We start from the raw sequence: 18,910 nt of genomic DNA, 5'->3' as shown, positions 1-18,910 counted from the left end.
ATTTTTTTATCGCTTGGTCAAAACGCCTAGCATGACGCACCGCTTGTGCCAATTGGTCGGAGCAGCATCCACTCTCGACAAATCCCCGCGCGCTTGTCAATTTCGAACGTGGCCGCAGCCTTCACATTCGCTATCGCATCGGCCTGAAAACCGGATTCGATTTTGCTGCGCCGCCCCTCGGTTCGCAAGCGCGATGCGAAGATTGTAGGTGTTAGAGCGCACTTTGTGTGTCCAATTGGATGCATGTCGCTCTAATGTGTCGAATCCCAAAAATTCGCATCTCTTGGGAGTTGCGCAGCAGGAACCCGAGGTTTTCAAAATGACCATGCCCGCCGACCGGCTGACGACGCTGGAGATCCGCGCCGCCGAGCAGGAGAAGACCATCGAGGAACTGTCCGGCCAGATCGCCGAGCAGTGGAAGGTGATCGAGCGCATGCAGCGCAAGCTCGATGCGCTGACCGACCGGTTCCTGGCGCTGGAGGAACAGGCCGCACCCGACGTGCCGGTGACCAAGCCGCCGCATTGGTGAGCCCACGGAGAAAGTCAAAGCCGCCGGGCTTTCACCCGGCGGCTTCGATCAGATCCGCAATGTCGGTGGATCAATAAGGGCAGGCATTGTCCGACATGTAGTCGTGCACCTTGACGGTACCCGCGATGATGTCGGCCTTGGCCTTTTCGACTGCCGCCTTCATTGCATCGTCGACAAGGTCCTTGTTGTTGTCGTCCATGGCGTAGTCGACGCCGCCTTCCTTGAGGCCGAGATCGTTGATGCCGGCGGTGAACTTGCCGTCCTTGGCGTCCATAAAGCTACTGTAGACGGCAACGTCGACGCGCTTGACCATGGAGGTCAGCACCTTGCCCGGCTGCAGGCCGTTCTGATTGGAATCGACGCCGATGCCGAGCTTGCCGGCATCCGCCGCTGCCTGCAGCACGCCAACACCGGTTCCGCCCGCCGCCGCGTAGATCACGTCGGCGCCCTGGTCGATCTGCGTCTTGGCGATCTCGCCGCCCTTGGCCGGATCGTTCCAGGCTGCCGGCGTGTCGCCAGTCATGTTCTGGATGACGTCGGTCGCGCCGGCCGCCTTGGCGCCGCCGACATAGCCGCAGCCGAATCTGCGGATCAGCGGAATGTCCATGCCGCCGATGAAGCCGACTTTCTTGGACTTCGAGGCCATCGCCGCCATCACGCCAACGAGGTAGGACCCTTCCTGCTCCTTGTAGACGAGGGAGCGGACATTGGGCTTGTCGACGACCATGTCGATGATGGCGAATTGGGTTTCGGGAAACTCTACGGCGATTTTCTCCAGCGCGTCCGCCCAGGAAAAGCCTGCCATGACGATCGGGGTGCGGCCATCCTCGGCGAAACGGCGCAGCGCCTGCTCGCGCTGGGTCGCATTGCTGACCTCGAATTCCACATAGGCAATGCCGGTTTCGGCCTTGAACTTTTCGGCGCCATTGTAGGACGCTTCGTTGAACGACTTGTCGAACTTGCCGCCGAGATCGTAGAGAAGCGCGGGCTGAATGTCCGCGGCGAAGGCCGGAAGAACCATTGCAGTTGCGGCCAGAAGGCCGAGAACGATACGTTTCATGTGATCCACACCCTGTCGGTTATTTTTTCCGTTACGCACCGCCTGCCTGCCCGGTTCTCCGGCAGGCATGCGACATCAGACAGGAGTGTCTTCCTCCCGCTTCGGGCCAATCTGGCACGGCCCGAAACAAAATTCACGCGGAATTTTGACCTTTTGGAAAAGCGTGGCGCCGGGATGCAGCGCCACGACAGCTCCCTTCGCCAAAGGCCTCAAGCGGAGACGGCAGCAGGGATGGCGCAGGCGACGCCGGTGCCCTGCAGATTGCAATAGCCGTAGGGATTCTTCGCCAGATATTGCTGGTGGTCTTCCTCGGCGAAGTAGAATTCCGGCGCCGGCGCGATCTCGGTGGTGATCTTGCCGCGGCCGGCACCGCGCAACGAGGCCTCATAGGCGTCGCGCGAAGCGATCGCCGCCTGGTACTGTGCGTCGCCAAACGTGTAGATCGCCGAGCGGTAGGTGGTGCCGACATCGTTACCCTGGCGCATGCCCTGCGTCGGGTCGTGGCTTTCCCAGAACAGCTTCAGAAGCTCGCCATAGGAGACGATCTTCGGATCGTAGACGACGAGCACGACTTCGGCGTGGCCGGTGAGACCGGTGCAGGTTTCCTGGTAGGTCGGGTTGGGGGTGACACCGCCGGCAAAGCCTACAGCCGTGACCCAGACACCTTCAAGCTGCCAGAACAGGCGCTCGGCGCCCCAGAAGCAGCCGAGTCCGAACATCGCCGTCTCCAGACCTTCGGGATAAGGCCCGTTGAGCGGCCTTTTCGAGACAAAGTGCTTGGATGCCGTCGGGATAGGCTTGGCGCGGCCCGGCAGCGCCTCGGCAGGCTTTGGTAGATTGAGCTTCTTGTTCAGCATGTCGCTGAGAAAAAACATGCGCAGTCTCCCTTTCTCTTTTTGTTAGGGACGCTGGAAGTCGTCACGTCGGGGCGAACCGCCCGGTTGGCCGCTCCCGCCTGTAGCCGATCATGTAGAGAATGAAGGCAAGCGCCGCGAACACCGCGAAGCCGGGCTGGCCGAGCACCCAGGCGAAGGTGCCGTCCCACAGCAGCGGGCCGGCCTTGTCACGGACGAAGCTTTCGAAGGCGCTTCGCGTATCCGGCGAAACGGCGAGCCAGCTTATGTTGAGCGGGGTCATGACCAGCGCGGAGACCGCCACCGAGCGTGTCGCGTCGATCACCGCCATGATGACGGAAACCGAAAGCGCAACCATTGCCGCGAGCCGGAAAAGAAAGCGAAGCATGCAGACCTTTCCCCTCCAGACTTTAGCAGACTTCCAACATCTGTTTCGAACACAGAGATAGTGCGCGCGCGCTTTGTTCGCAATCGCGACACGCGAATTTGAAGCTACGCCGCCGGTCATCGATCATGCACGGACCTACGGCACCAGCCTCATGCTGCAGAGCCGTCGCCGCACCCGAAGCCTTGCGCCGGCGACATCGCAAATAACCGTTGGTGCCCGGCAAAACGAATAGAGTGCCGTTATGGCTTGGCATTCGATGTCGGATCGACTAGATGAGCCCCGCGCCTGTTGCTTTGACGGCTCAGGTGCGGGGAAAGGGCGTCCGCTGGTTGACGGCGCCCACGGTGCGGAGTTCCGGGCCGGAATCCCCAAGGGAGACGCATCTTCCCAACCCGCGCGGCAAAACCGGCCGGCGCGAAATGCCAGGACGGAGAGGTGGCCGAGTGGTTGAAGGCGCACGCCTGGAAAGTGTGTTTACGGGAGACCGTAACGCGGGTTCGAATCCCGCTCTCTCCGCCAACCGACTCCCATAAAAGTCGTTAGTTTTCAAAAACTTCGTTGTAGACCTTGACCGCCGGAGCTCGAAACATATCTCATACTGTGTAACAAACTGTGTAACATTAGAGCGAGATAATGCGACGATCTGCGGCGCCAAGGCCGCACAAACGTGACGGCATCTGGTATCTCGTGCGCCGGGTGCCGAAGGAATTTGCGGCGTTTGATCGACGCGGCCTGGTACGTATTTCCACCGGGGTCGCCGTTGCTGACGATCCGCGCGGTGTACGGGCCCGCGATGCAGTGCGCAGCCTCGGCGCCGGGCTCGAGGCATATTGGCGCAGACTTGGCGACGGCCAGTCGGCAGAGGCGGCGCTGCGCTTCGAAGATGCAAGGAAGCGAGCGCGGTCGTTCGGGGTGGCCTATCGCACTAATGAGGAACTGGCGGCGGGACCGCTCGACGAACTCGTGGCCCGCATAAAGCTGCTTCTCGACACAAATGCGGTCGAGGACGCAAAGGACGTCTCTGCGGTGATGGGCGGAGAGCCGCGGCCAGCACTGCGCCTGAGCGGTCTCATCAAGGAGTTCGAGGCGATCGAGCAACAGAACCTGCTGGCCATGTCGCCAAACCAGGTAAAGAAGTGGCGTAATCCGAAGAAACGAGCGATCGCAAACTTGATTGGCGTCATCGGCGACAAAGAGATCGCTCGCCTGACACGGGATGATGCGGTCACCTTCCGCGAGTGGTGGCAGAAGCGGATCGTCGGGGGCGGCCTCGATATCGGTACGGCCAATAAGGACATCGGCCACATCTCCAAGATGCTGCGTGTCGTCGACCTCACTCATCAGCTCAAGCTGGAGCCAGTTTTCCATCATCTGCGCCTTTCCGGTGCCGTTGCGGCTCAACGCGCTGCGTTCACGGCGGAGTTCGTGCAGGGAGAGATTCTCGCCGAAGGCGCGCTCGACGGGCTCAACGACGAGGCGCGCCATCTTGTCTATCTCATCGCCGACACGGGTCTCAGGCTCTCTGAAGCGGCAAACCTCACCACGGAATCAATCCACCTCGATCACGAAACCCCGCATGTGCAGGTGCGCCCCAATGGCCGTCGGCTGAAGACCGATCATTCAGCGCGCGACATCCCCCTGGTCGGCTGCGCGCTTGAAGCGATGAAGCTCCATCCGAACGGCTTCCCGCGTTATCGTGACAAGGCAGCCTCGCTTTCGGCGCTCGTCAATAAGGTGCTCACCAACAAGAAACTCCTGCCGACATCGGAGCATAGCCTCTATAGCCTGCGGCACACTTTCGAGGATCGGCTAACGGCAGTTGAGGCGCCGGAGAAAGTAATCGCCTCGTTGATGGGCCACAAATGGATCCGGCCGAAGTACGGCGCCGGACCGTCCCTGGCGCAGAAGCGCCAGTGGCTTCAAAGGATCGCGTTCACCCCGCCTGAACGGGGCTGATGCCACGCTGTGTGACTACAAGTTTTTGATGTTGTGCGGTTGCAAGTTTTGATGCCTTGCAATTCATCGGTGCCGGACAGCCATCACGTAGTATGCGAGGGCGGGTTGGCGACAATCCCGCTATCGATGGAAGTTTGGGGCGCATATCGCAGTTGTGCTATCGCTTTCGCACCTACGTGTCCCCCATTCTGGATCAGTTCGGCTAGCACGCGCCGAGCCCGGTCTCGGTTTCCGAACCGCCGCCGCGCTTCCTCAAGCTCGTGCTCCAGCCGCTCGAACGTCGGCGTATAGGTTTCGCCATGACGAACGACCAAATAGGCCGCCACACCCAGAAATCGTTCGAGCTCCGCGAGCGATGTTGGAGAACCGGGAAATTCGGCGGCGTTCGCCATGGTTCGGCTTGACCAACTTTGTACTTCGGCTAGTCCGAACCTGAACCGCGTAGGCGCCGAGATTTTTCCGACATGCCCGCAGCCGGTAGGCCTTGGTTTCTGGCCTTGGCAAACGCTCGGTCGCCTTCCAAAAACCCCGCCAGCATAAATGGAATGAGTTCGGCCACCGTTTCCGACTCGCCGTAGGTCTCACGGTAAAGCGCCGCATATTCCTGGAGCGCTTGGCTCAGGTCCGCGCTAACGGTGATAGTGATCTTGGAAGGCGTCCGGTCCGGAAGCTTTCCCAATTTCAGGTTGGCCATGACTACTCCTGTTCAACTCGGGTACTGCCGCAGCACGAGATCCTTGTGTACGACGACGCGCAGCGGCCAACCGGGGCGGACGGTGATGGTGGGTTGAATATTGAGGTTCTTTTCGGTGATGCGCTGGCCGGCCCGACTGACGTTCTGCTGGGCGGATTCGCGGATTGCCTTCACCAGATCGCTTTCGTCTTCCCCGAGGCTCAATTCCGTGCCGATGCCAAGCAATGTGGCTAATGCAACTCCCTTGATCAGCTGCCAGGTGTGGAAATCCACCTTGTCCTCAAGGCCAGCATAGCCGGCGGTGTCTGTCGCGGGCAGATTGTCGATTTCGATTGACGAGCCGTCGGGCAGCAGAATGCGTTGCCAGACCAGCAGCGCGCGTCTTTGCCCGAAGGCGACAACGCTGTCATAGGTGCCGATCAGGCGAGACCCCTGTGGGATCAGCAGGATTCCACCGGTGACTGTGTCATGCACGTTCTCGGTGACCTGTGCGACGACGAGGCCGGGCAAGTCGGAATTGATGCCGGTGATGAGGCTTGCTGCGATCACGCTGCCGGCCATCAGCTGATACGGCGAAGCCGGCGTCTGCAAGGAATGCGGATTGTAGATCCCGCTTGTGTTCCGCTGGCTGATAAAATCGAGCTTGCGCTGCTGATTGTTCTGGTCGCCCTCGGCCGGGGCAACGGAAGCCGACGCGCGTGCGGCATCGGATTGCGGAAGCGGCTCAAATGGCCTCTGCACATCCTGCCCACTGCCGGCGACGTCTATCTGCCGGGGTCGATTCTCGATCGAAAAAAAGACTTTCGATTCACGTGCCTCAATCGCCTGCTGAGCAAGGCGCTGTTCCTCGTCGGAAATCTCGTGCCCCGGCGCGATGCCGAGCTGGCGCTGGCGTTCGAGGATCGGCCGGCCGAGATCGCCTGGTAATGGCGGGCCGAGCACAGGCGCGTTCGGCTTGATTCCGGAATAGTCTCTTGGAAGCGTTTCAAGTCCCTCGGCGGTTGGCTTGCTCCCGGTGTTGTATAGCTCTTCCGCCTGCTCTTTGATGCGCAGTGCCGGTCCCTGCAACGCCAGGATGGTAACGCCGAATATGGCGCTGGATCCGAGTGCAGCGATCGCGATGATCACACCGCGCTTGAACCGTACCGCACGACGGGGTGAGGCCCGTAACTGCAGCTGTTCGGGATCGAGTTTCGGCGGAGCATTGGAGCGGGAAGTATCGGTCATGAATCCTTCCCCCTCACCTGACGGAACGCGCAAAAAGTGCTATCCGCCGGGGCGGTTGCCGGCCGTCAGTCCTCGTGATGCGGACGACCTGCTGCTGCTTGGCGCCGAGCCGCAGTTCGGCCGCGGCAAAGAGGCGATCGACGATGTAATAGTTGCCGCGCATGCGGTAATTGACGAGCTGGTTGTCCCCGTCAGCTCCGACGACGAAGAGCGGCGGCGCCTCGCCTTGATCGATGCGGCGCGGGAATTCAATATAGACCTTGCTGCCATCGTCGAAGGCACGCGTCGGGCTCCAAGGCGGCGCGTCGCCGGTAATCGAATAGCGGAAGCGAATATTCTCGAGCGCCACATTCGATGCCACCGGCATGGCTGCCTCGGCTTGAGCGTTGCGCCGGCGAAGCGCGATGATCTGGTCCTCGCTGTAGGTCCAGGAAATCGCCGCCATAGCCGTCCTTTCCGTGCTTTGAAGCTGCAGGTGATAGGTCCGCCGGTCGGTGCTGATGACCAGATTGGTGCTGAGCCCCGGTGCGAAGGGCTTCACCAGCACATGGGTTCGCTGGTTGTCGCCGGAACCACTGACAGTGTCGCCAATCACCCAGCGCACTGTGTCGCCGGCCGACACAGATGAGAGTTTCTCGCCTGGCTGCAGGGCGATGTCGACGACGCGCTCGGGTGCTGCGTAGAGCTGGTAAAGTGCGCCTTCCGTATAGGGATAGACCTGTACCGCGTTGATATAGCCATACTTGGTGGGTTGCTGCGTCGCCGCCTTGTTGGCATCTACGACACGTTCTTCAGGGGAGCGCTTGTCTGCAACGACTTTGCCCAAGTCAGGCTGTAATTGGCCGGGTAGCGGCAGGGGCTTTGGCACCTCGACTATCTTGACCGGCTTTTCCGGGGCCTTCTCAATTGCAGCCGGTTTGAAATCAGCAGCGTCATAGGAAATCTGAGGTGGCGGTACCGGCTTTGATGCACAGGCGCAGAGGACCGCTGCCGACGCCGACAGGATCAGCGCGGCACGGACCGAGGACATTTTATTCTTCATTGGCGGACTCCTTCGGGGAAATGGATGTCGGCGCGGCGTTCTCGAGTTCGCGCGACCAGTCGATGGCATTGATTAAGACGCCGAGGGGATTTCGGCGCAGCTGGTCTGCATTGCTAGGCGGGCGGATCACTACTGTAAGGATCGCGGTCCAGCGACTGGTGCTGGCGAGGCTGCCGCGCTCATAGACCTGTTCGGACCACTTGACCTGGAAGGAGTTGTCGGAGGCTCTCACGACACTGGTGACCTGCACCGAAACACTGCGCGTACCGATCTTTCCGAACGGGTCGTTCGCCTTCGCGTATTCATTGAGGAAAAGAGCGGCACGGTCGGTGGCGAAGTCGTAGGCCGAAAGCCAGTTCTGGCGCACCAGCACCGGATCGGTAGAGATGGCGCGGACATTCGAAATGAAGCGGTCGAGATGCCAGGCGATCTGTGCATCCGACGGCTCGTAGTTCTGGATCGCCGGTGCGACGGCGCGTGCTTCGCCGAACCGGTCGACCTCGACGACGTAGGGAACGACGCGGCTTTGCATCGATTGCCACATCAGCCCGCCGGAAAGGCCGATCGCCAGTGCCAGGCTGCCGAAGGCCATGAGCCGCCAGTTCCTGGCTTGAACGCGGGCGGAGCCGATACGCTCATCCCAGAGTTGGCCGGCCTTTTGATACGGTGTGACGGGTTCGGGTATCTTCCCGTAACGCTGAACCGGTCGCTTGAAGAGCATCTAGTCGTCCTTATCGTTGAGGAAGGGATTGGCGCTGCCGCCCGGCCGATCGCCCTCACGGACAGCCTGCATGGCGGTGTGACGATGGGCTCGCGCGGTCTGTTCGGAGCGAAGGCGCCTCGCCCAGGTCGGCGCAGTATCGGAGCTCGCAGCGGCAGGAGTTCCGGTCATTGACGCGGTCGGCGTACCGCCGGTCGCAGTCCAGGCGGCTTCATGGCCGGCATCGGCGCTGCGCCTGAAAGCTTCTGCAGCAGATCGCGCTCCGCCTGTCGCAGCGCCGGCGACGGCACTTGTGACGCCGTGAATTCCAGCAGCTACGCCGGACAGGCCGGAGTCGGGCGAGGTTGCACGTCCGATCTGCCAAGCCGTGGAAGCAGCCGATCCCATGGTTGTGCCGGCGCGGACTGCGGCGAGACTGCCGCCGGTTGCCATGCGCGCGCCGGCAAACGCCGCACCTCCGGCAACGAGCGATGCACCGGCGGCGGCCGCCGTGGTTCCGAGTGCGGCGCCCGCGCCAAGCTGCGGTGCGCCAGAGACAAGGCCCGAGGCGATCCCAGGCCCGAAGATGCCGAGCCCAAGCAGGGCCAGCGCGCCAAGCACCTGTGCCATGGCGGCGGCCAGATCCGGCTCCTTGCCTTGCAGCGCGGAAGCGAACTCGCCGAAGAGCGTGGAGCCGATGCCGACGATGACGGCGAGAACCATGACCTTTATGCCCGATGAGATCACATTGCCGAGCACGCGCTCGGCCAGAAAGGCCGACCGATTCCAGAGCGCGAAGGGCACCAGAATGAAACCGGCCAGCGTGGTGAGCTTGAACTCCAGGATGGTGATGAAGAGCTGGATGGAAAGAATAAAGAAGGCGATGATGACCAGGAACCACGCTAAAAGCAGCACGAAGATGGTGAGCGCGTTGCCGAAGAACTCAGGGAAGCCAAGAAGCTGGCTTGCCTGTTCGAGCAGCGGCCAGGCGCCCTCGAAGCCAGTCGCGGCAATGCGGCCGGGCCGCAGGAGACTGTCGGCGGAAAGGTTGCCAGAGGACGCGTTTATGCCGAGGCCCGCAAAGGAGCGGTAGATAATGTCGGCGAGATTCTTGAAGTTATTCAGGATGAAGGCGAAGACGCCGACATAGAGCACCTTCCGGGTGAGCCGCCCGAGAACATTGGGTTCGCTACCGAGCGCCCAGGCCAGGCCGGCCAGTGTGATGTCGATGCCAATCAGGATCGTGGTGAGAAAGGCGACGTCGCCCGAAAGTAGACCGAACCCGCTATCAATATAGCGGATGAAGGTCTCCATGAAGCGATCAATGACGCCGAGGTCGTTCATGTGGCCGCCTTCCTCGTTCTGAGAAATGCCTGGTCAGTTGCCGGAATAGGCCGTGCCGGAGCCAAGGAAGCGGCGCGTTGTCTCGCGGGCGGCTTCCTCGGACTGCGCCTTGCGCGCCGCATCCTCGGCCTCAGCCCGAAACTGCGTCGCGAGCAGCGTCTGGATCTGCATCTGCTGCTTGGTGGAGAGGGCGATCAGCTGGTTGGTGGCCTGGCTTGCCTGAAGCGAACCGGCCGCGCCCTGGCTGCGGTTGACGAGATCGGCAAGCAGGTCGCCATCGGTACGGACGTTCTCGACAATCTGCGACTGGACGCCCATGGTCTGGCGGAATGCCTGCATCGCGCTCTGCCAGCGCTCGCGCGCGGCGCTCGCCACATCGCTGACCTTAATCGCGGCGTCGTAGCTTTCCGGATATTGCTTGCGCCACTGGTCTTGAAGCTGGTCGAGATCAAAGCTCAGCCCGCTCGCCTGCTCCATCAGCCCGTCGACGCGATGGAGCGCGCCGGTGAGTTGACCAATCGAGGAAAAGTCCAGACGCTGAAGGTTGCGCGCCATGTTCTGCAGCATGGTCGCCTGGTTCTGCAGCGACTGGATCTGGTTGTTGATCTGCTCCAGCGAGCGTGCCGCCGTTAGCACGTTCTGTGTATAGTTCGACGGATCGAACACGATCAGGGCGGAGGCCGGCTGGATGTAGTCGGCCATCGGTTTGGCGATCAGGGAAACGGTGATCAGGCCGGTGAGAAGGCGGCGCCGCATCATGACGATTGCTCCTTGTCTGTTTGAGGGAATTGCCGGAGAAGGTCGGCGGCCCAATCGAGGCCGCGCACGCTCAGGAACCGGGAGGCAAAGCTGTCCTGCCCGGGCTCGGACAGGACCGTGTCGATCAGGCTCTGTGTGGACGTGTCGGAAGCGCCGCAAAGCGCGAGAGCGATGGGCCCGAGCCCAAGCTCGAAGAGACGGTTGCCGCGACGCGACTGCAGATAATAATGCCGCTTCGGCGTGGCGCGGGCGATCAATTCGATCTGCCGCTCGTTCAAACCGAAGCGCTCATAGGTTGCCCGCGCCTGCGGTTCCACGGCACGGTCATTGGGCAGAAAAATGCGCTGTGGGCAGCTCTCGATGATCGCAGGGGCGATGGAAGAGCTGGCGATGTCGGCAAGCGACTGCGTGGCGAATACAACCGACACGTTCCGCTTTCGCAGCACCTTCAGCCATTCGCGGATGCGGGCGGCAAAGAGCGGGTTGTCGAGATAGACCCACGCCTCATCGAGCATCAGCAGCGTCGGCCGGCCGTCGAACCGCTCCTCGAGCCGATGGAACAGATAGGTCAGCACCGGCAGCACGGCGCCTTCCTGATGCATCAGCTCCTCGGTCTCGAAACACTGCACATTCGACAAAGCCAGCCGATCATCATCGGCATCGAGCAGCCGGCCGAAGGGGCCGTCGAGCGTGTAGGGCATGAGTGCGGACTTCAGCGCATTGGACTGAAGCAGGACCGAGAGGCCGGTCAGCGTTCGTTCCTGGGCCGGTGCGGTGGCAAGGCTGGTGAGTGCCGACCAGATTGCCTCCTTCACCTCCGGCGTGACGGTGACGTTCTCATGAGCAATGAGCGCGGAGATCCATTCGGCTGCCCAGCTGCGGGCAGCCTGGTCGCTGATATTGCGCAGCGGCTGGAAGGCAAGCGCGCCGTCTGCACCCAGCGCGTGGTGCTCTCCACCCATGGCAAGTGTTGCCGCGCGCGCCGAATTGCCTTTGTCGAAGGCGTAGAGCTGCGCGCCGGCATAGCGTCGGAACTGCAGAGCGATCAGGGCAAGCAGAACCGACTTGCCGGCACCGGTCGGACCAACGATCAGCATGTGGCCGACATCGTCGACATGGGTGGATATCCGGAACGGTGTCGACCCGCTGGTCTCGGCAAAAAGAAGTGGCGGGGATTCTGTGCGGGTGATCTTGGCCAGATGCTCGTTCGCCGTCGGGCCGGCCCACACAGACGACAGCGGCATGAGATGGGCAAGGTTCAGCGTGTGAATGAGCGGCTGGCGAACGTTGGCATAGACATGACCGGGCAACGAGCCGAGCCACGCCTCGACCGCATTGGTGCTTTCACGGATTGTGGTGAAGCCGAGTCCGTTGACGATGCGTTCGACCGCGCGAAGTTTTTCCGCGGCGGCTTGGTGGACCTCGTCCCACACCGTCACGGTAGTGGTGAGATAGCCGAAGCCGACGTGATCGCCGCCCAACGCCTGAAGTGCTGCGTCGGCATCGAGCGCCTTGTTATCGGCATCGCTGTCAAGGAGCGGGACGAGTTCATTGGTCACGACCTCGCGCAGGATGGCCGCAATCGATTTGCGCTTGGCAAACCACTGCCGCCGCAAGCGCGTCAATGTCCTAGTGGCTTCCGTCTTATCGAGCGGAATGAAGCGCGTCATCCAGCGATAGGCGAACTCCTGATGATTGAGTGCATCGAGGATTCCGGGCCGAGTGACGTCCGGGAAACCGAGGATTGTGAGCGTGCGCAGATGCAGGTCGCCCAGCATCGGCTCCAAGCCACCGGTAAGCGGCGCATCGACCAGGACGCCGTCGAGATACATCGGTGTTTCCGGCACGGCCACTGGATGGCGGCGGGTCGAGATTGTGCCGTGGAGATAAGTCAGCGTCTCTGCATCGTCGAGAACGCGCACTTCGGGCATGAAGCCCGACAGAAGATCCAGAACCCGGTCGGTCTCGTCACGGAACCGCGCCAACTCCTGATGCCAGTCTCTCGCGCCTTCGGAACGATGCGCCTCAACCAGCGCTCTTTCGGCCCGCGCCTGGCCATCCTGCTGCGGCATGAACAGCAAGGTCAGGTGAAAGCGGCTCTCGAAGTGCGCGACCTTGCCCTCGAACGCCGCGCGCCGCTCTTCGTCGACCAGCCATGACGCTGCGTCGGGAAAACGCGAGCTCGGATAGTCCAGCGCTTCGATGCGCTCGGCCTCAAAGAACAATGCCCAGCCGGAGCCGAGCCTTCTCAGCGCATTGTTCGCCCGCGCGCAGATGCCGACAAGTTCAACTTCCGTCGCGCTTTCGAGATCGGGCCCGCGGAACCGGAAGGTCCGCTGAAAGCTGCCGTCCTTGTTGAGCACGATGCCGGGCGCGACCAATGCGGCCCAGGGCAGATGGTCGGCAAGCCTTTCGGCTTTGCTGCGGTATTCTGAAAGGTTCAGCATCCAAACCAACCCTTCTGACGAAGATGACGGACAAGCACGCCGGCGAAGTCCGGATCGCGTCTTGCGGCAAAGACCGCGAGCGTGTGTCCCGCGATCCAGAGCACCAGCCCGGCAATCCACTGCTGCAAGCCAAGGCCGATGGCGGCGGCCACCGTGCCATTGAGGATCGCCACCGCTCGCGGCGCACCGCCCAGCAGGATCGGTTCGGTCAGGGCCCGGTGAACGGGGACTTCAAAGCCCTCGATATGCTGCTCTCCGCTCGCCATCAGACGAGCGCTCCGCCGCCGAAGGAGAAGAACGAGAGGAAAAAGCTCGATGCCGCGAAGGCGATCGACAGGCCGAAGACGATCTGGATCAGCCTGCGGAAGCCGCCTGCCGTGTCACCGAAGGCAAGCGTCAGGCCGGTGGTGATGATGATGATCACCGCGATGATCTTAGCGACCGGTCCCTGCACCGACTCCAGGATCTGCTGCAGCGGCTGTTCCCACGGCATCCCGGAGCCAGCCGCATGAGCCTGGGCTGTGAGAAGAAACACGAGTGCGGCTGACGAAAGAAAGCGAAGCTTCTTGCGCATGGAAGTGACCTTTCAAAGCTGCTGAAATTGCGGGAGCGTGAGTTGGTTGACGGCGTAATCGCCGCTGCCGTCGAGGCCGGCGACCTCGGCGATCGCCTCAATGCGGCGCGAGGATCCGCGGCCGGCGATGAAGACGATCAGGTCGATCGCCTCGGCGATGAGGCGGCGGGGAACCGTGACGACGGCTTCCTGGGCGAGTTGCTCGACGCGGTAAAGGGCGGAGCGGGCCGAATTGGCATGAACGGTGGCTATGCCGCCGGGGTGCCCGGTGTTCCAGGCCTTAAGCATATCGAGGGCTTCCGCGCCCCTGACTTCGCCGACGATGATGCGGTCGGGCCTGAGCCGCAGCGTCGAGCGCACGAGATCGGCGAGCGTGACCGAACCCCGCCTCGTCCTCAAGGCAACACAGTCCTTCGCCGCGCACTGCAGTTCGCGCGTGTCCTCGATCAAGATGACCCGCTCGTCGCATTCGGCGACTTCCGCCAGCAGCGCGTTGGCAAGCGTCGTCTTACCGGACGACGTGCCGCCGGCGACCAGAATGTTGCGCCGCTCGCGGACCGCCTTCTTCAGCGCATCGGCCTGCAGCGGCAGCATGATGCGGTCGGCGACATAGTCGGCCAGCGTGTAGAGCTTTGCCGCTGGCTTGCGAATCGCGAAGCATGGCGCCAGCACCACAGGCGGCAGCAAGCCTTCGAAGCGCTCGCCCGATGGCAACTCGGCACTGACAATCGGGTTGTCCGCATGCGCCTCGGCGCGCACATGGGAGGCGACCAGGCGGATGATGCGTTCCGCCTCGGAAGGGTGCATGTGCACGCCGGTATCGACTCGGCCTTCTCCCAGCCGGTCGAGCCGCAGCGCGCCGTCGGGATTGACCATCACCTCGATGACGGAAGGATCGGCAAGGGCCTCGGTGATCGCCTGGCCCATGGCGGTGCGCAGCATGGCGCGGCGGCGATGGTCAGCTTCCGGATGAGAGCTCATTCTTCCCCTCCCCCGCCATTGCCTTTGCCAAGCGACCGTTTCCCGGAAGCGATCTGCCGGCCGACCTGCTCGACGAATTTGTCGAAACGCTCCTGGGCAATCGCCTGCGTTGCCTTGTCCGGAACCGGCGTGTGAGCGTGGAGCGTGATCGAAAAGCGGATGAAGAGCGCCACGCTCTCCAGGATCATCTCGACATCGCGCCTGATATGACCGAGATCGCGGGAGAGACGGTCGAGCCTCATGCCGTAGCGCTGGTCGAGCTCGTTCTCGCCACGCTGCTGGATAAAGGCCTCGACCGCCTTTGCTACGACCGCGGATTTGGTGGTCGCGGGATTGCGGCTGAGGTTCTCAAGCTTTTCGCTCAGCGCGGGTTCAAGCAGAAACTGATGACGAATGCGGTGGGGATTCATGCGGCTCGTTCCGACTGGCCGGCGCTGCTGCGCCGGCGGGAACAAGCATCGGCCAGACGCTCGAAATCACTTACGGCCGTTATCTACGCTGAGATGCGCTCCCGTTGGAGCGGCGATCAGAAGCCTGGCACGATGTCCTTGTCGTCGCCCTTTCCCTCGTTGATGCCGTAGGCACGTGCCGCGGTGGAAATCCGGTCCATGACGCGCTTGTCGGCCACCACCTCACTATCATCGTCGGCGGGATTGAACAGGTCTCCCTGATCAGCCGCTTGGGCAGCGACGGTGTGTTCTTCGGGGAGGCCTGGATGACGCTGCTGCTGTGTGCCGCCGTCGTCTTCGATTGCCGCGCCGGAACTCTCGTCGGCGCCGGCAAGTCGACGGTCGACGCCGCGCACCTGTCCACTCCAATCGTCCGGGCGCGACGCAGGGCAGTCTGCGTGGAGACCGTCGCGTAGGGCCGGCGAAGGCAGCACCCGTTCGGTGAAATTCTGATCCTGGTAGTAGCGCAGCTTCTTCGCGCGGATCGGCGGCAGCCCCGAAACCAGTACCAATTCGTCTTCCTGCGGCAACTGCATCACCTCGCCCGGCGTGAGCAGCGGCCGTGCGGTTTCCTGGCGGCTCACCATGACGTGCGAAAGCCAAGGGGCCAGCCGATGGCCGGCATAGTTGCGCATGGATCTGAGTTCCGTCGCCGTACCGAGCGCGTCCGAGATACGCTTGGCCGTGCGCTCATCATTGGACGAAAAGGCAATCCGAACATGGCAGTTGTCGAGAATGGCGTTGTTCTCACCATAAGCTTTCGAGATCTGGTTCAGGGATTGCGCGATCAGATAGGCGCGAATGCCGTAACCGGCCATGAAGGCAAGCGCGGTCTCGAAGAAATCGAGACGCCCGAGAGCCGGGAATTCGTCCAGCATCATGAGCAGTTGATGCTTACGGCTCTTCCTTGGGTCACCCTCCAGCCGCTCGGTCAACCGTCTGCCAATCTGATTGAGCACCAGTCGCACCAGCGGCTTGGTGCGCGAGATGTCCGATGGTGGCACCACCAGATAGAGCGACATCGGTCGCTCGGCATCCATGAGGTCGGCAATGCGCCAGTCGCAGGCCGATGTTGCCGCAGCCACGGTGGGATCACGATAGAGCCCGAGAAACGACATGGCGGTCGAGAGGACGCCCGAACGCTCGTTCTCTGACTTGTTCAGCACCTCCCGGGCCGCCGAGGCCACGACCGGATGGACCTGAGCCTTATCCGCCGTGCCGAGATGGTTGGTCGTCATCATCCGCCGCAGTGTCGCGGCAAACGAGCGTTGCGGGTCCGACAGGAAGCTGGCGACGCGGGCCAGCGTCTTTTCCTCTTCGGCGTAGAGGACGTGCAAGATGGCGCCAACCAAGAGTGAGTGACTGGTCTTCTCCCAATGATTCCGCCGCTCCAGCGCACCTTCAGGATCGACAAGGATGTCGGCGATGTTCTGAACGTCGCGGACCTCATTCGGGCCCTTGCGAACTTCCAGCAGCGGGTTATAGCGCGCGGATCTCGGATCGGTCGGATTGAACAGAAGGCAGTACGAGAACTTCGACCGCCAGCCGGAGGTCAGCTGCCAGTTTTCGCCTTTGATGTCGTGAATGACGGCCGAGCTGGTCCAGGAAAGAAGAGTTGGAACAACCAGTCCGACGCCCTTGCCCGAACGGGTCGGCGCAAACGCCATGACGTGCTCCGGCCCGTCATGGCGTAGGTAGCGATCCTTCAGCTTTCCGAGGAAAACGCCGGCGGGCCGGAACAGCCCTGCCTTCTCGATCTCCCAAGACGAGGCCCAACGTGACGAGCCATAGGTAGTGACCAACCCGCGCTGCCGCGCCCGCCAGAGCGAGCCGGCGACTGCTACAGCACAGCCCATGAATCCACTGGCGCCGGCAAGCATGCCGGCCTTGTCGAAGACCTCAGGCGCATAGGCGTCGAATTGGAACCACCATTCGAACAGTTTCCACGGCTGGTAGATCGGCCAGCCGGCAGCGACGAACCATGACGCGCCCAGAGGTGGCTGATGGGCCAGCATTTGGGCGCACCATTGCGTTGCGGCCCACACGCCGAGGACGACGATAGCGAACACGACCGCGATCTGGCCGATAAGGAGCTTCGTTGGCGTCATGGGCGCAGCTCCGCAGCTTTTCTTAAGCGGAAGCACCATGGCGCCGGATGTCAGGAAATCGAAGGGGTCTTATGTACGATTCGGTGCGATCGGGCGGACATTGCCGGCTTTGAAATTGCTTGATCTCGCTCGACGACGATACGAACCACCTTGTGATTGGTCCGCCGGGCTGTGGTAAAACCAACCTTCTTCTTCTGCGCGCGAGCTCCACAAGAAGGGCACCGCTAATATTAAGGTGCTTGGTGTTTGGCAGGGTACTCAAAGAGTTCATCGTATCCGGGACCGCACATTATCCGTTCGCGCCCGACAAAGTGCAGACTTTCATGCGATGGGCATACGAGGTTTGGTGCGACAGATGGACAGCATTGTCGTGGCCATGATCGGGGCGTCAGGGGGGCTGCCCCCCCGGAATGCGGCGACTAGATTCGGGCTCACCTACTCTGGTATGATCCCACACTGACGAAATCGCTCTGAGTCGATGAGAGGAACCGGTAGGATGGTAAGTAAGATTAGGATCGTTGGTACAACGCCAGTGCACACAAACACTGAACAAAAAAGCGCGATGCCAATCACGACGACTCCAAGTCGTCATGAACAGGCCTCACAGAAGCCAGTTACAACCAGTTCCGGTAATGGTGGAAATCCTCCCAAGGTGCGCCGTTAGGGACGCCGAGATTTGATTTTCCAAGAAATTTCCATCTGGCGGATCCGATCACGCGGTATATACGTGATCGTCTCGAACCCGGAATTGTTTCCTTGTTCAAACTCGTCAGAAGTCCCGTCCGCCTTATGAATTCTAGTTACGTAGACCGATACACCGTCCTCGTTCAGAACGACCCCTGGTAACGGACGATTGCTATCCAATTTCGCAAAGTGGCTTTCCAGAACTCTTCCATCTTCAATCTGAATCTGTACGCAATCCCATATAGCTGGCGCTGCGGTTATTGAGTTCCACACACTCGATTCGTGATCATCGCGGTACACGCCAAAATGCTGCATTATTTTACTGTACATACGCGAAGCATATGTGCGCCAAATCATAGCCGATAATATCGCGAAGAAAACGACAGCTGCGGAATGAGCCAGGGTAAAGGAGTCGCCTTCTAAACTCCACCCAAATCCTTGCAAGCGCCAAAGGCCCTCCGCAAGATAAGTGATCAATCTGCCTATAAAGCCGTACGCCACAATTTTCAGAACAAACTCTTCCGTGCTGTCAGTTTGCACCTTACCTATGGCGGCGGTTTTGTAGGCAAAATAACCCGACACCAGTAGAATCTGGAGGTCAAGCGACAAGTTCAGCAAATCAGGCATAATGGCAGAAACCTCAAGGCCTCACGGGCCGTCTTTTATCAGCAGATTGTTGCCCAGCCATCAACCGAATCCGACAGGGCCGGGCTGGCTCAGGTACCGAATGCAGCCCAGCTGACGCGTTTGCCGAACGTAGCCACGTAGTTGACGCTCCCAGATGGACTTGATCGAAAGGCCGAAAGCCATTTTCGTCTCTTTGAGCAACATCCTCCGTGTCGGCCTGGGCGAAGGCATCGCAGGGATCGGCACTGCGGCCCAGCGCGGCGATCTTCTCCTCGAGGGCGCGGATCGCGGGGGCGATCAGCTGATCTTCAGCTTTCCATCCTTTAGTGTGGTGTCTGACCCGTTCGGAATTCGTGATCCCGCGTGCATTTCTGGGCACGACAAGAATCGGGCGGAATACGGCGGAAATAATCACAGAACGTCATTAGTTGCAGACACCCAACCAAGACCCTAGTCTATTTTCGAGAGTCACTAACATTATGCAAAA

20 protein-coding genes and 1 tRNA gene are annotated in these 18,910 nt (G+C 61.3%); 4 read left to right on the top strand and 17 right to left on the bottom strand.

Going from position 1 to position 18,910, the window contains the following annotated elements:
• Window positions 1–319: 319 nt before the first annotated feature.
• Complete coding sequence (locus tag IQ26_RS23180; RefSeq protein ID WP_095488524.1) at window positions 320–529, top strand: SlyX family protein; 210 nt, start codon at window positions 320–322, stop codon at window positions 527–529.
• 70 nt (window positions 530–599) lie between these two features.
• Here the strand turns inward: IQ26_RS23180 and IQ26_RS23175 are convergent, their stop codons facing one another.
• The 3 genes from IQ26_RS23175 to IQ26_RS23165 form a co-directional block, all read right to left on the bottom strand.
• On the bottom strand, window positions 600–1,589 hold the full coding sequence (locus IQ26_RS23175) for a BMP family lipoprotein (protein WP_145720657.1): 990 nt from the start codon (window positions 1,587–1,589) through the stop codon (window positions 600–602).
• Between the two features lie 209 nt (window positions 1,590–1,798).
• The gene (gene msrA, locus IQ26_RS23170; protein WP_145720656.1) at window positions 1,799–2,464 is read right to left on the bottom strand and encodes a peptide-methionine (S)-S-oxide reductase MsrA; all 666 of its coding nucleotides are present in this window, start codon (window positions 2,462–2,464) and stop codon (window positions 1,799–1,801) included.
• A gap of 43 nt (window positions 2,465–2,507) precedes the next feature.
• Window positions 2,508–2,831: a hypothetical protein gene (locus IQ26_RS23165; RefSeq protein WP_145720655.1), complete on the bottom strand. Its 324-nt coding sequence runs from the start codon at window positions 2,829–2,831 to the stop codon at window positions 2,508–2,510.
• 429 nt (window positions 2,832–3,260) lie between these two features.
• On the opposite strand from IQ26_RS23165, the gene IQ26_RS23160 reads away from it, so the two are divergent.
• A tRNA-Ser gene (locus IQ26_RS23160) sits at window positions 3,261–3,350 on the top strand.
• 168 nt (window positions 3,351–3,518) lie between these two features.
• Complete coding sequence (locus tag IQ26_RS23155; protein ID WP_240547195.1) at window positions 3,519–4,787, top strand: tyrosine-type recombinase/integrase; 1,269 nt, start codon at window positions 3,519–3,521, stop codon at window positions 4,785–4,787.
• Window positions 4,788–4,870: 83 nt separating this feature from the next.
• Here the strand turns inward: IQ26_RS23155 and IQ26_RS39965 are convergent, their stop codons facing one another.
• From IQ26_RS39965 to IQ26_RS23080, 14 genes are all read right to left on the bottom strand, one after another.
• Window positions 4,871–5,179, bottom strand: a complete 309-nt coding sequence (locus tag IQ26_RS39965) for a hypothetical protein (RefSeq protein ID WP_208760198.1) — start codon at window positions 5,177–5,179, stop codon at window positions 4,871–4,873.
• A gap of 29 nt (window positions 5,180–5,208) precedes the next feature.
• A complete protein-coding gene (locus IQ26_RS23145; RefSeq protein ID WP_145720653.1) occupies window positions 5,209–5,481 on the bottom strand; it encodes a DUF2274 domain-containing protein in 273 nt (90 codons plus the stop codon).
• A 12-nt stretch (window positions 5,482–5,493) separates the two neighbouring features.
• Window positions 5,494–6,708 carry a TraB/TrbI/VirB10 family type IV secretion system protein gene (locus IQ26_RS23140; protein WP_145720652.1) on the bottom strand — a complete coding sequence of 405 codons (1,215 nt, stop codon included), beginning with the start codon at window positions 6,706–6,708 and terminating at the stop codon, window positions 5,494–5,496.
• A gap of 13 nt (window positions 6,709–6,721) precedes the next feature.
• On the bottom strand, window positions 6,722–7,750 hold the full coding sequence (gene trbG, locus IQ26_RS23135; protein ID WP_145720651.1) for a P-type conjugative transfer protein TrbG: 1,029 nt from the start codon (window positions 7,748–7,750) through the stop codon (window positions 6,722–6,724).
• Window positions 7,740–8,471, bottom strand: a complete 732-nt coding sequence (gene trbF / locus IQ26_RS23130) for a conjugal transfer protein TrbF (RefSeq protein ID WP_145720650.1) — start codon at window positions 8,469–8,471, stop codon at window positions 7,740–7,742. The genes trbG and trbF overlap by 11 nt, the downstream gene beginning before the upstream one ends.
• Window positions 8,472–9,794 carry a P-type conjugative transfer protein TrbL gene (gene trbL / locus IQ26_RS23125; RefSeq protein ID WP_145720649.1) on the bottom strand — a complete coding sequence of 441 codons (1,323 nt, stop codon included), beginning with the start codon at window positions 9,792–9,794 and terminating at the stop codon, window positions 8,472–8,474. It lies immediately after the preceding gene.
• Window positions 9,795–9,827: 33 nt separating this feature from the next.
• Complete coding sequence (gene trbJ, locus IQ26_RS23120) at window positions 9,828–10,553, bottom strand: P-type conjugative transfer protein TrbJ (protein ID WP_145720648.1); 726 nt, start codon at window positions 10,551–10,553, stop codon at window positions 9,828–9,830.
• Window positions 10,550–13,000: a conjugal transfer protein TrbE gene (gene trbE / locus IQ26_RS23115; RefSeq protein ID WP_145720647.1), complete on the bottom strand. Its 2,451-nt coding sequence runs from the start codon at window positions 12,998–13,000 to the stop codon at window positions 10,550–10,552. The genes trbJ and trbE overlap by 4 nt, the downstream gene beginning before the upstream one ends.
• Entirely contained in the window at window positions 12,994–13,266 is a 273-nt protein-coding gene (locus tag IQ26_RS23110) for a VirB3 family type IV secretion system protein (RefSeq protein WP_145720646.1), read from the bottom strand. The genes trbE and IQ26_RS23110 overlap by 7 nt, the downstream gene beginning before the upstream one ends.
• Window positions 13,266–13,574 carry a TrbC/VirB2 family type IV secretion system protein gene (locus IQ26_RS23105; protein ID WP_145720645.1) on the bottom strand — a complete coding sequence of 103 codons (309 nt, stop codon included), beginning with the start codon at window positions 13,572–13,574 and terminating at the stop codon, window positions 13,266–13,268. The genes IQ26_RS23110 and IQ26_RS23105 overlap by 1 nt, the downstream gene beginning before the upstream one ends.
• A gap of 12 nt (window positions 13,575–13,586) precedes the next feature.
• Complete coding sequence (gene trbB, locus IQ26_RS23100) at window positions 13,587–14,555, bottom strand: P-type conjugative transfer ATPase TrbB (RefSeq protein WP_145720644.1); 969 nt, start codon at window positions 14,553–14,555, stop codon at window positions 13,587–13,589.
• Complete coding sequence (locus IQ26_RS23095; protein WP_145720643.1) at window positions 14,552–14,965, bottom strand: CopG family transcriptional regulator; 414 nt, start codon at window positions 14,963–14,965, stop codon at window positions 14,552–14,554. Before IQ26_RS23095 ends, trbB begins: the two co-directional genes overlap by 4 nt.
• 116 nt (window positions 14,966–15,081) lie before the next feature.
• The gene (locus IQ26_RS23090; protein WP_145720642.1) at window positions 15,082–17,112 is read right to left on the bottom strand and encodes a conjugal transfer protein TraG; all 2,031 of its coding nucleotides are present in this window, start codon (window positions 17,110–17,112) and stop codon (window positions 15,082–15,084) included.
• A 660-nt stretch (window positions 17,113–17,772) separates the two neighbouring features.
• Complete coding sequence (locus tag IQ26_RS23080; protein WP_145720641.1) at window positions 17,773–18,423, bottom strand: hypothetical protein; 651 nt, start codon at window positions 18,421–18,423, stop codon at window positions 17,773–17,775.
• Window positions 18,424–18,577: 154 nt separating this feature from the next.
• Between IQ26_RS23080 and IQ26_RS39190 the strand changes: the two genes are divergently transcribed.
• Window positions 18,578–18,877 (top strand): hypothetical protein, encoded by a 300-nt coding sequence (locus tag IQ26_RS39190; RefSeq protein ID WP_156090946.1) that lies wholly within the window; start codon window positions 18,578–18,580, stop codon window positions 18,875–18,877.
• Window positions 18,878–18,910 lie beyond the last annotated feature (33 nt).

It is taken from the genome of Mesorhizobium tianshanense (assembly GCF_007830515.1).
In the GTDB taxonomy this organism is placed as follows: Bacteria; Pseudomonadota; Alphaproteobacteria; order Rhizobiales; family Rhizobiaceae; genus Mesorhizobium; species Mesorhizobium tianshanense.
The sequence above is the reverse complement of the archived record's forward strand: the minus strand, read 5'-3'. Positions and strand labels throughout refer to the sequence as shown.

What these genes read in the sequence shown, in the direction of transcription:
- trbB (WP_145720644.1), bottom strand. Translation starts at nt 14,555, where the DNA reads ATGAGCTCTCATCCGGAAGCTGACCATCGCCGCCGCGCCATGCTGCGC.
- IQ26_RS23140 (WP_145720652.1), bottom strand. Translation starts at nt 6,708, where the DNA reads ATGACCGATACTTCCCGCTCCAATGCTCCGCCGAAACTCGATCCCGAA.
- IQ26_RS23180 (WP_095488524.1), top strand. Translation starts at nt 320, where the DNA reads ATGACCATGCCCGCCGACCGGCTGACGACGCTGGAGATCCGCGCCGCC.
- trbJ (WP_145720648.1), bottom strand. Translation starts at nt 10,553, where the DNA reads ATGATGCGGCGCCGCCTTCTCACCGGCCTGATCACCGTTTCCCTGATC.
- IQ26_RS23145 (WP_145720653.1), bottom strand. Translation starts at nt 5,481, where the DNA reads ATGGCCAACCTGAAATTGGGAAAGCTTCCGGACCGGACGCCTTCCAAG.
- IQ26_RS23080 (WP_145720641.1), bottom strand. Translation starts at nt 18,423, where the DNA reads ATGCCTGATTTGCTGAACTTGTCGCTTGACCTCCAGATTCTACTGGTG.
- IQ26_RS23165 (WP_145720655.1), bottom strand. Translation starts at nt 2,831, where the DNA reads ATGCTTCGCTTTCTTTTCCGGCTCGCGGCAATGGTTGCGCTTTCGGTT.
- trbG (WP_145720651.1), bottom strand. Translation starts at nt 7,750, where the DNA reads ATGAAGAATAAAATGTCCTCGGTCCGTGCCGCGCTGATCCTGTCGGCG.
- trbE (WP_145720647.1), bottom strand. Translation starts at nt 13,000, where the DNA reads ATGCTGAACCTTTCAGAATACCGCAGCAAAGCCGAAAGGCTTGCCGAC.
- msrA (WP_145720656.1), bottom strand. Translation starts at nt 2,464, where the DNA reads ATGTTTTTTCTCAGCGACATGCTGAACAAGAAGCTCAATCTACCAAAG.
- IQ26_RS23110 (WP_145720646.1), bottom strand. Translation starts at nt 13,266, where the DNA reads ATGGCGAGCGGAGAGCAGCATATCGAGGGCTTTGAAGTCCCCGTTCAC.
- trbF (WP_145720650.1), bottom strand. Translation starts at nt 8,471, where the DNA reads ATGCTCTTCAAGCGACCGGTTCAGCGTTACGGGAAGATACCCGAACCC.
- trbL (WP_145720649.1), bottom strand. Translation starts at nt 9,794, where the DNA reads ATGAACGACCTCGGCGTCATTGATCGCTTCATGGAGACCTTCATCCGC.
- IQ26_RS23095 (WP_145720643.1), bottom strand. Translation starts at nt 14,965, where the DNA reads ATGAATCCCCACCGCATTCGTCATCAGTTTCTGCTTGAACCCGCGCTG.
- IQ26_RS39190 (WP_156090946.1), top strand. Translation starts at nt 18,578, where the DNA reads ATGGACTTGATCGAAAGGCCGAAAGCCATTTTCGTCTCTTTGAGCAAC.
- IQ26_RS23175 (WP_145720657.1), bottom strand. Translation starts at nt 1,589, where the DNA reads ATGAAACGTATCGTTCTCGGCCTTCTGGCCGCAACTGCAATGGTTCTT.
- IQ26_RS39965 (WP_208760198.1), bottom strand. Translation starts at nt 5,179, where the DNA reads ATGGCGAACGCCGCCGAATTTCCCGGTTCTCCAACATCGCTCGCGGAG.
- IQ26_RS23090 (WP_145720642.1), bottom strand. Translation starts at nt 17,112, where the DNA reads ATGACGCCAACGAAGCTCCTTATCGGCCAGATCGCGGTCGTGTTCGCT.
- IQ26_RS23105 (WP_145720645.1), bottom strand. Translation starts at nt 13,574, where the DNA reads ATGCGCAAGAAGCTTCGCTTTCTTTCGTCAGCCGCACTCGTGTTTCTT.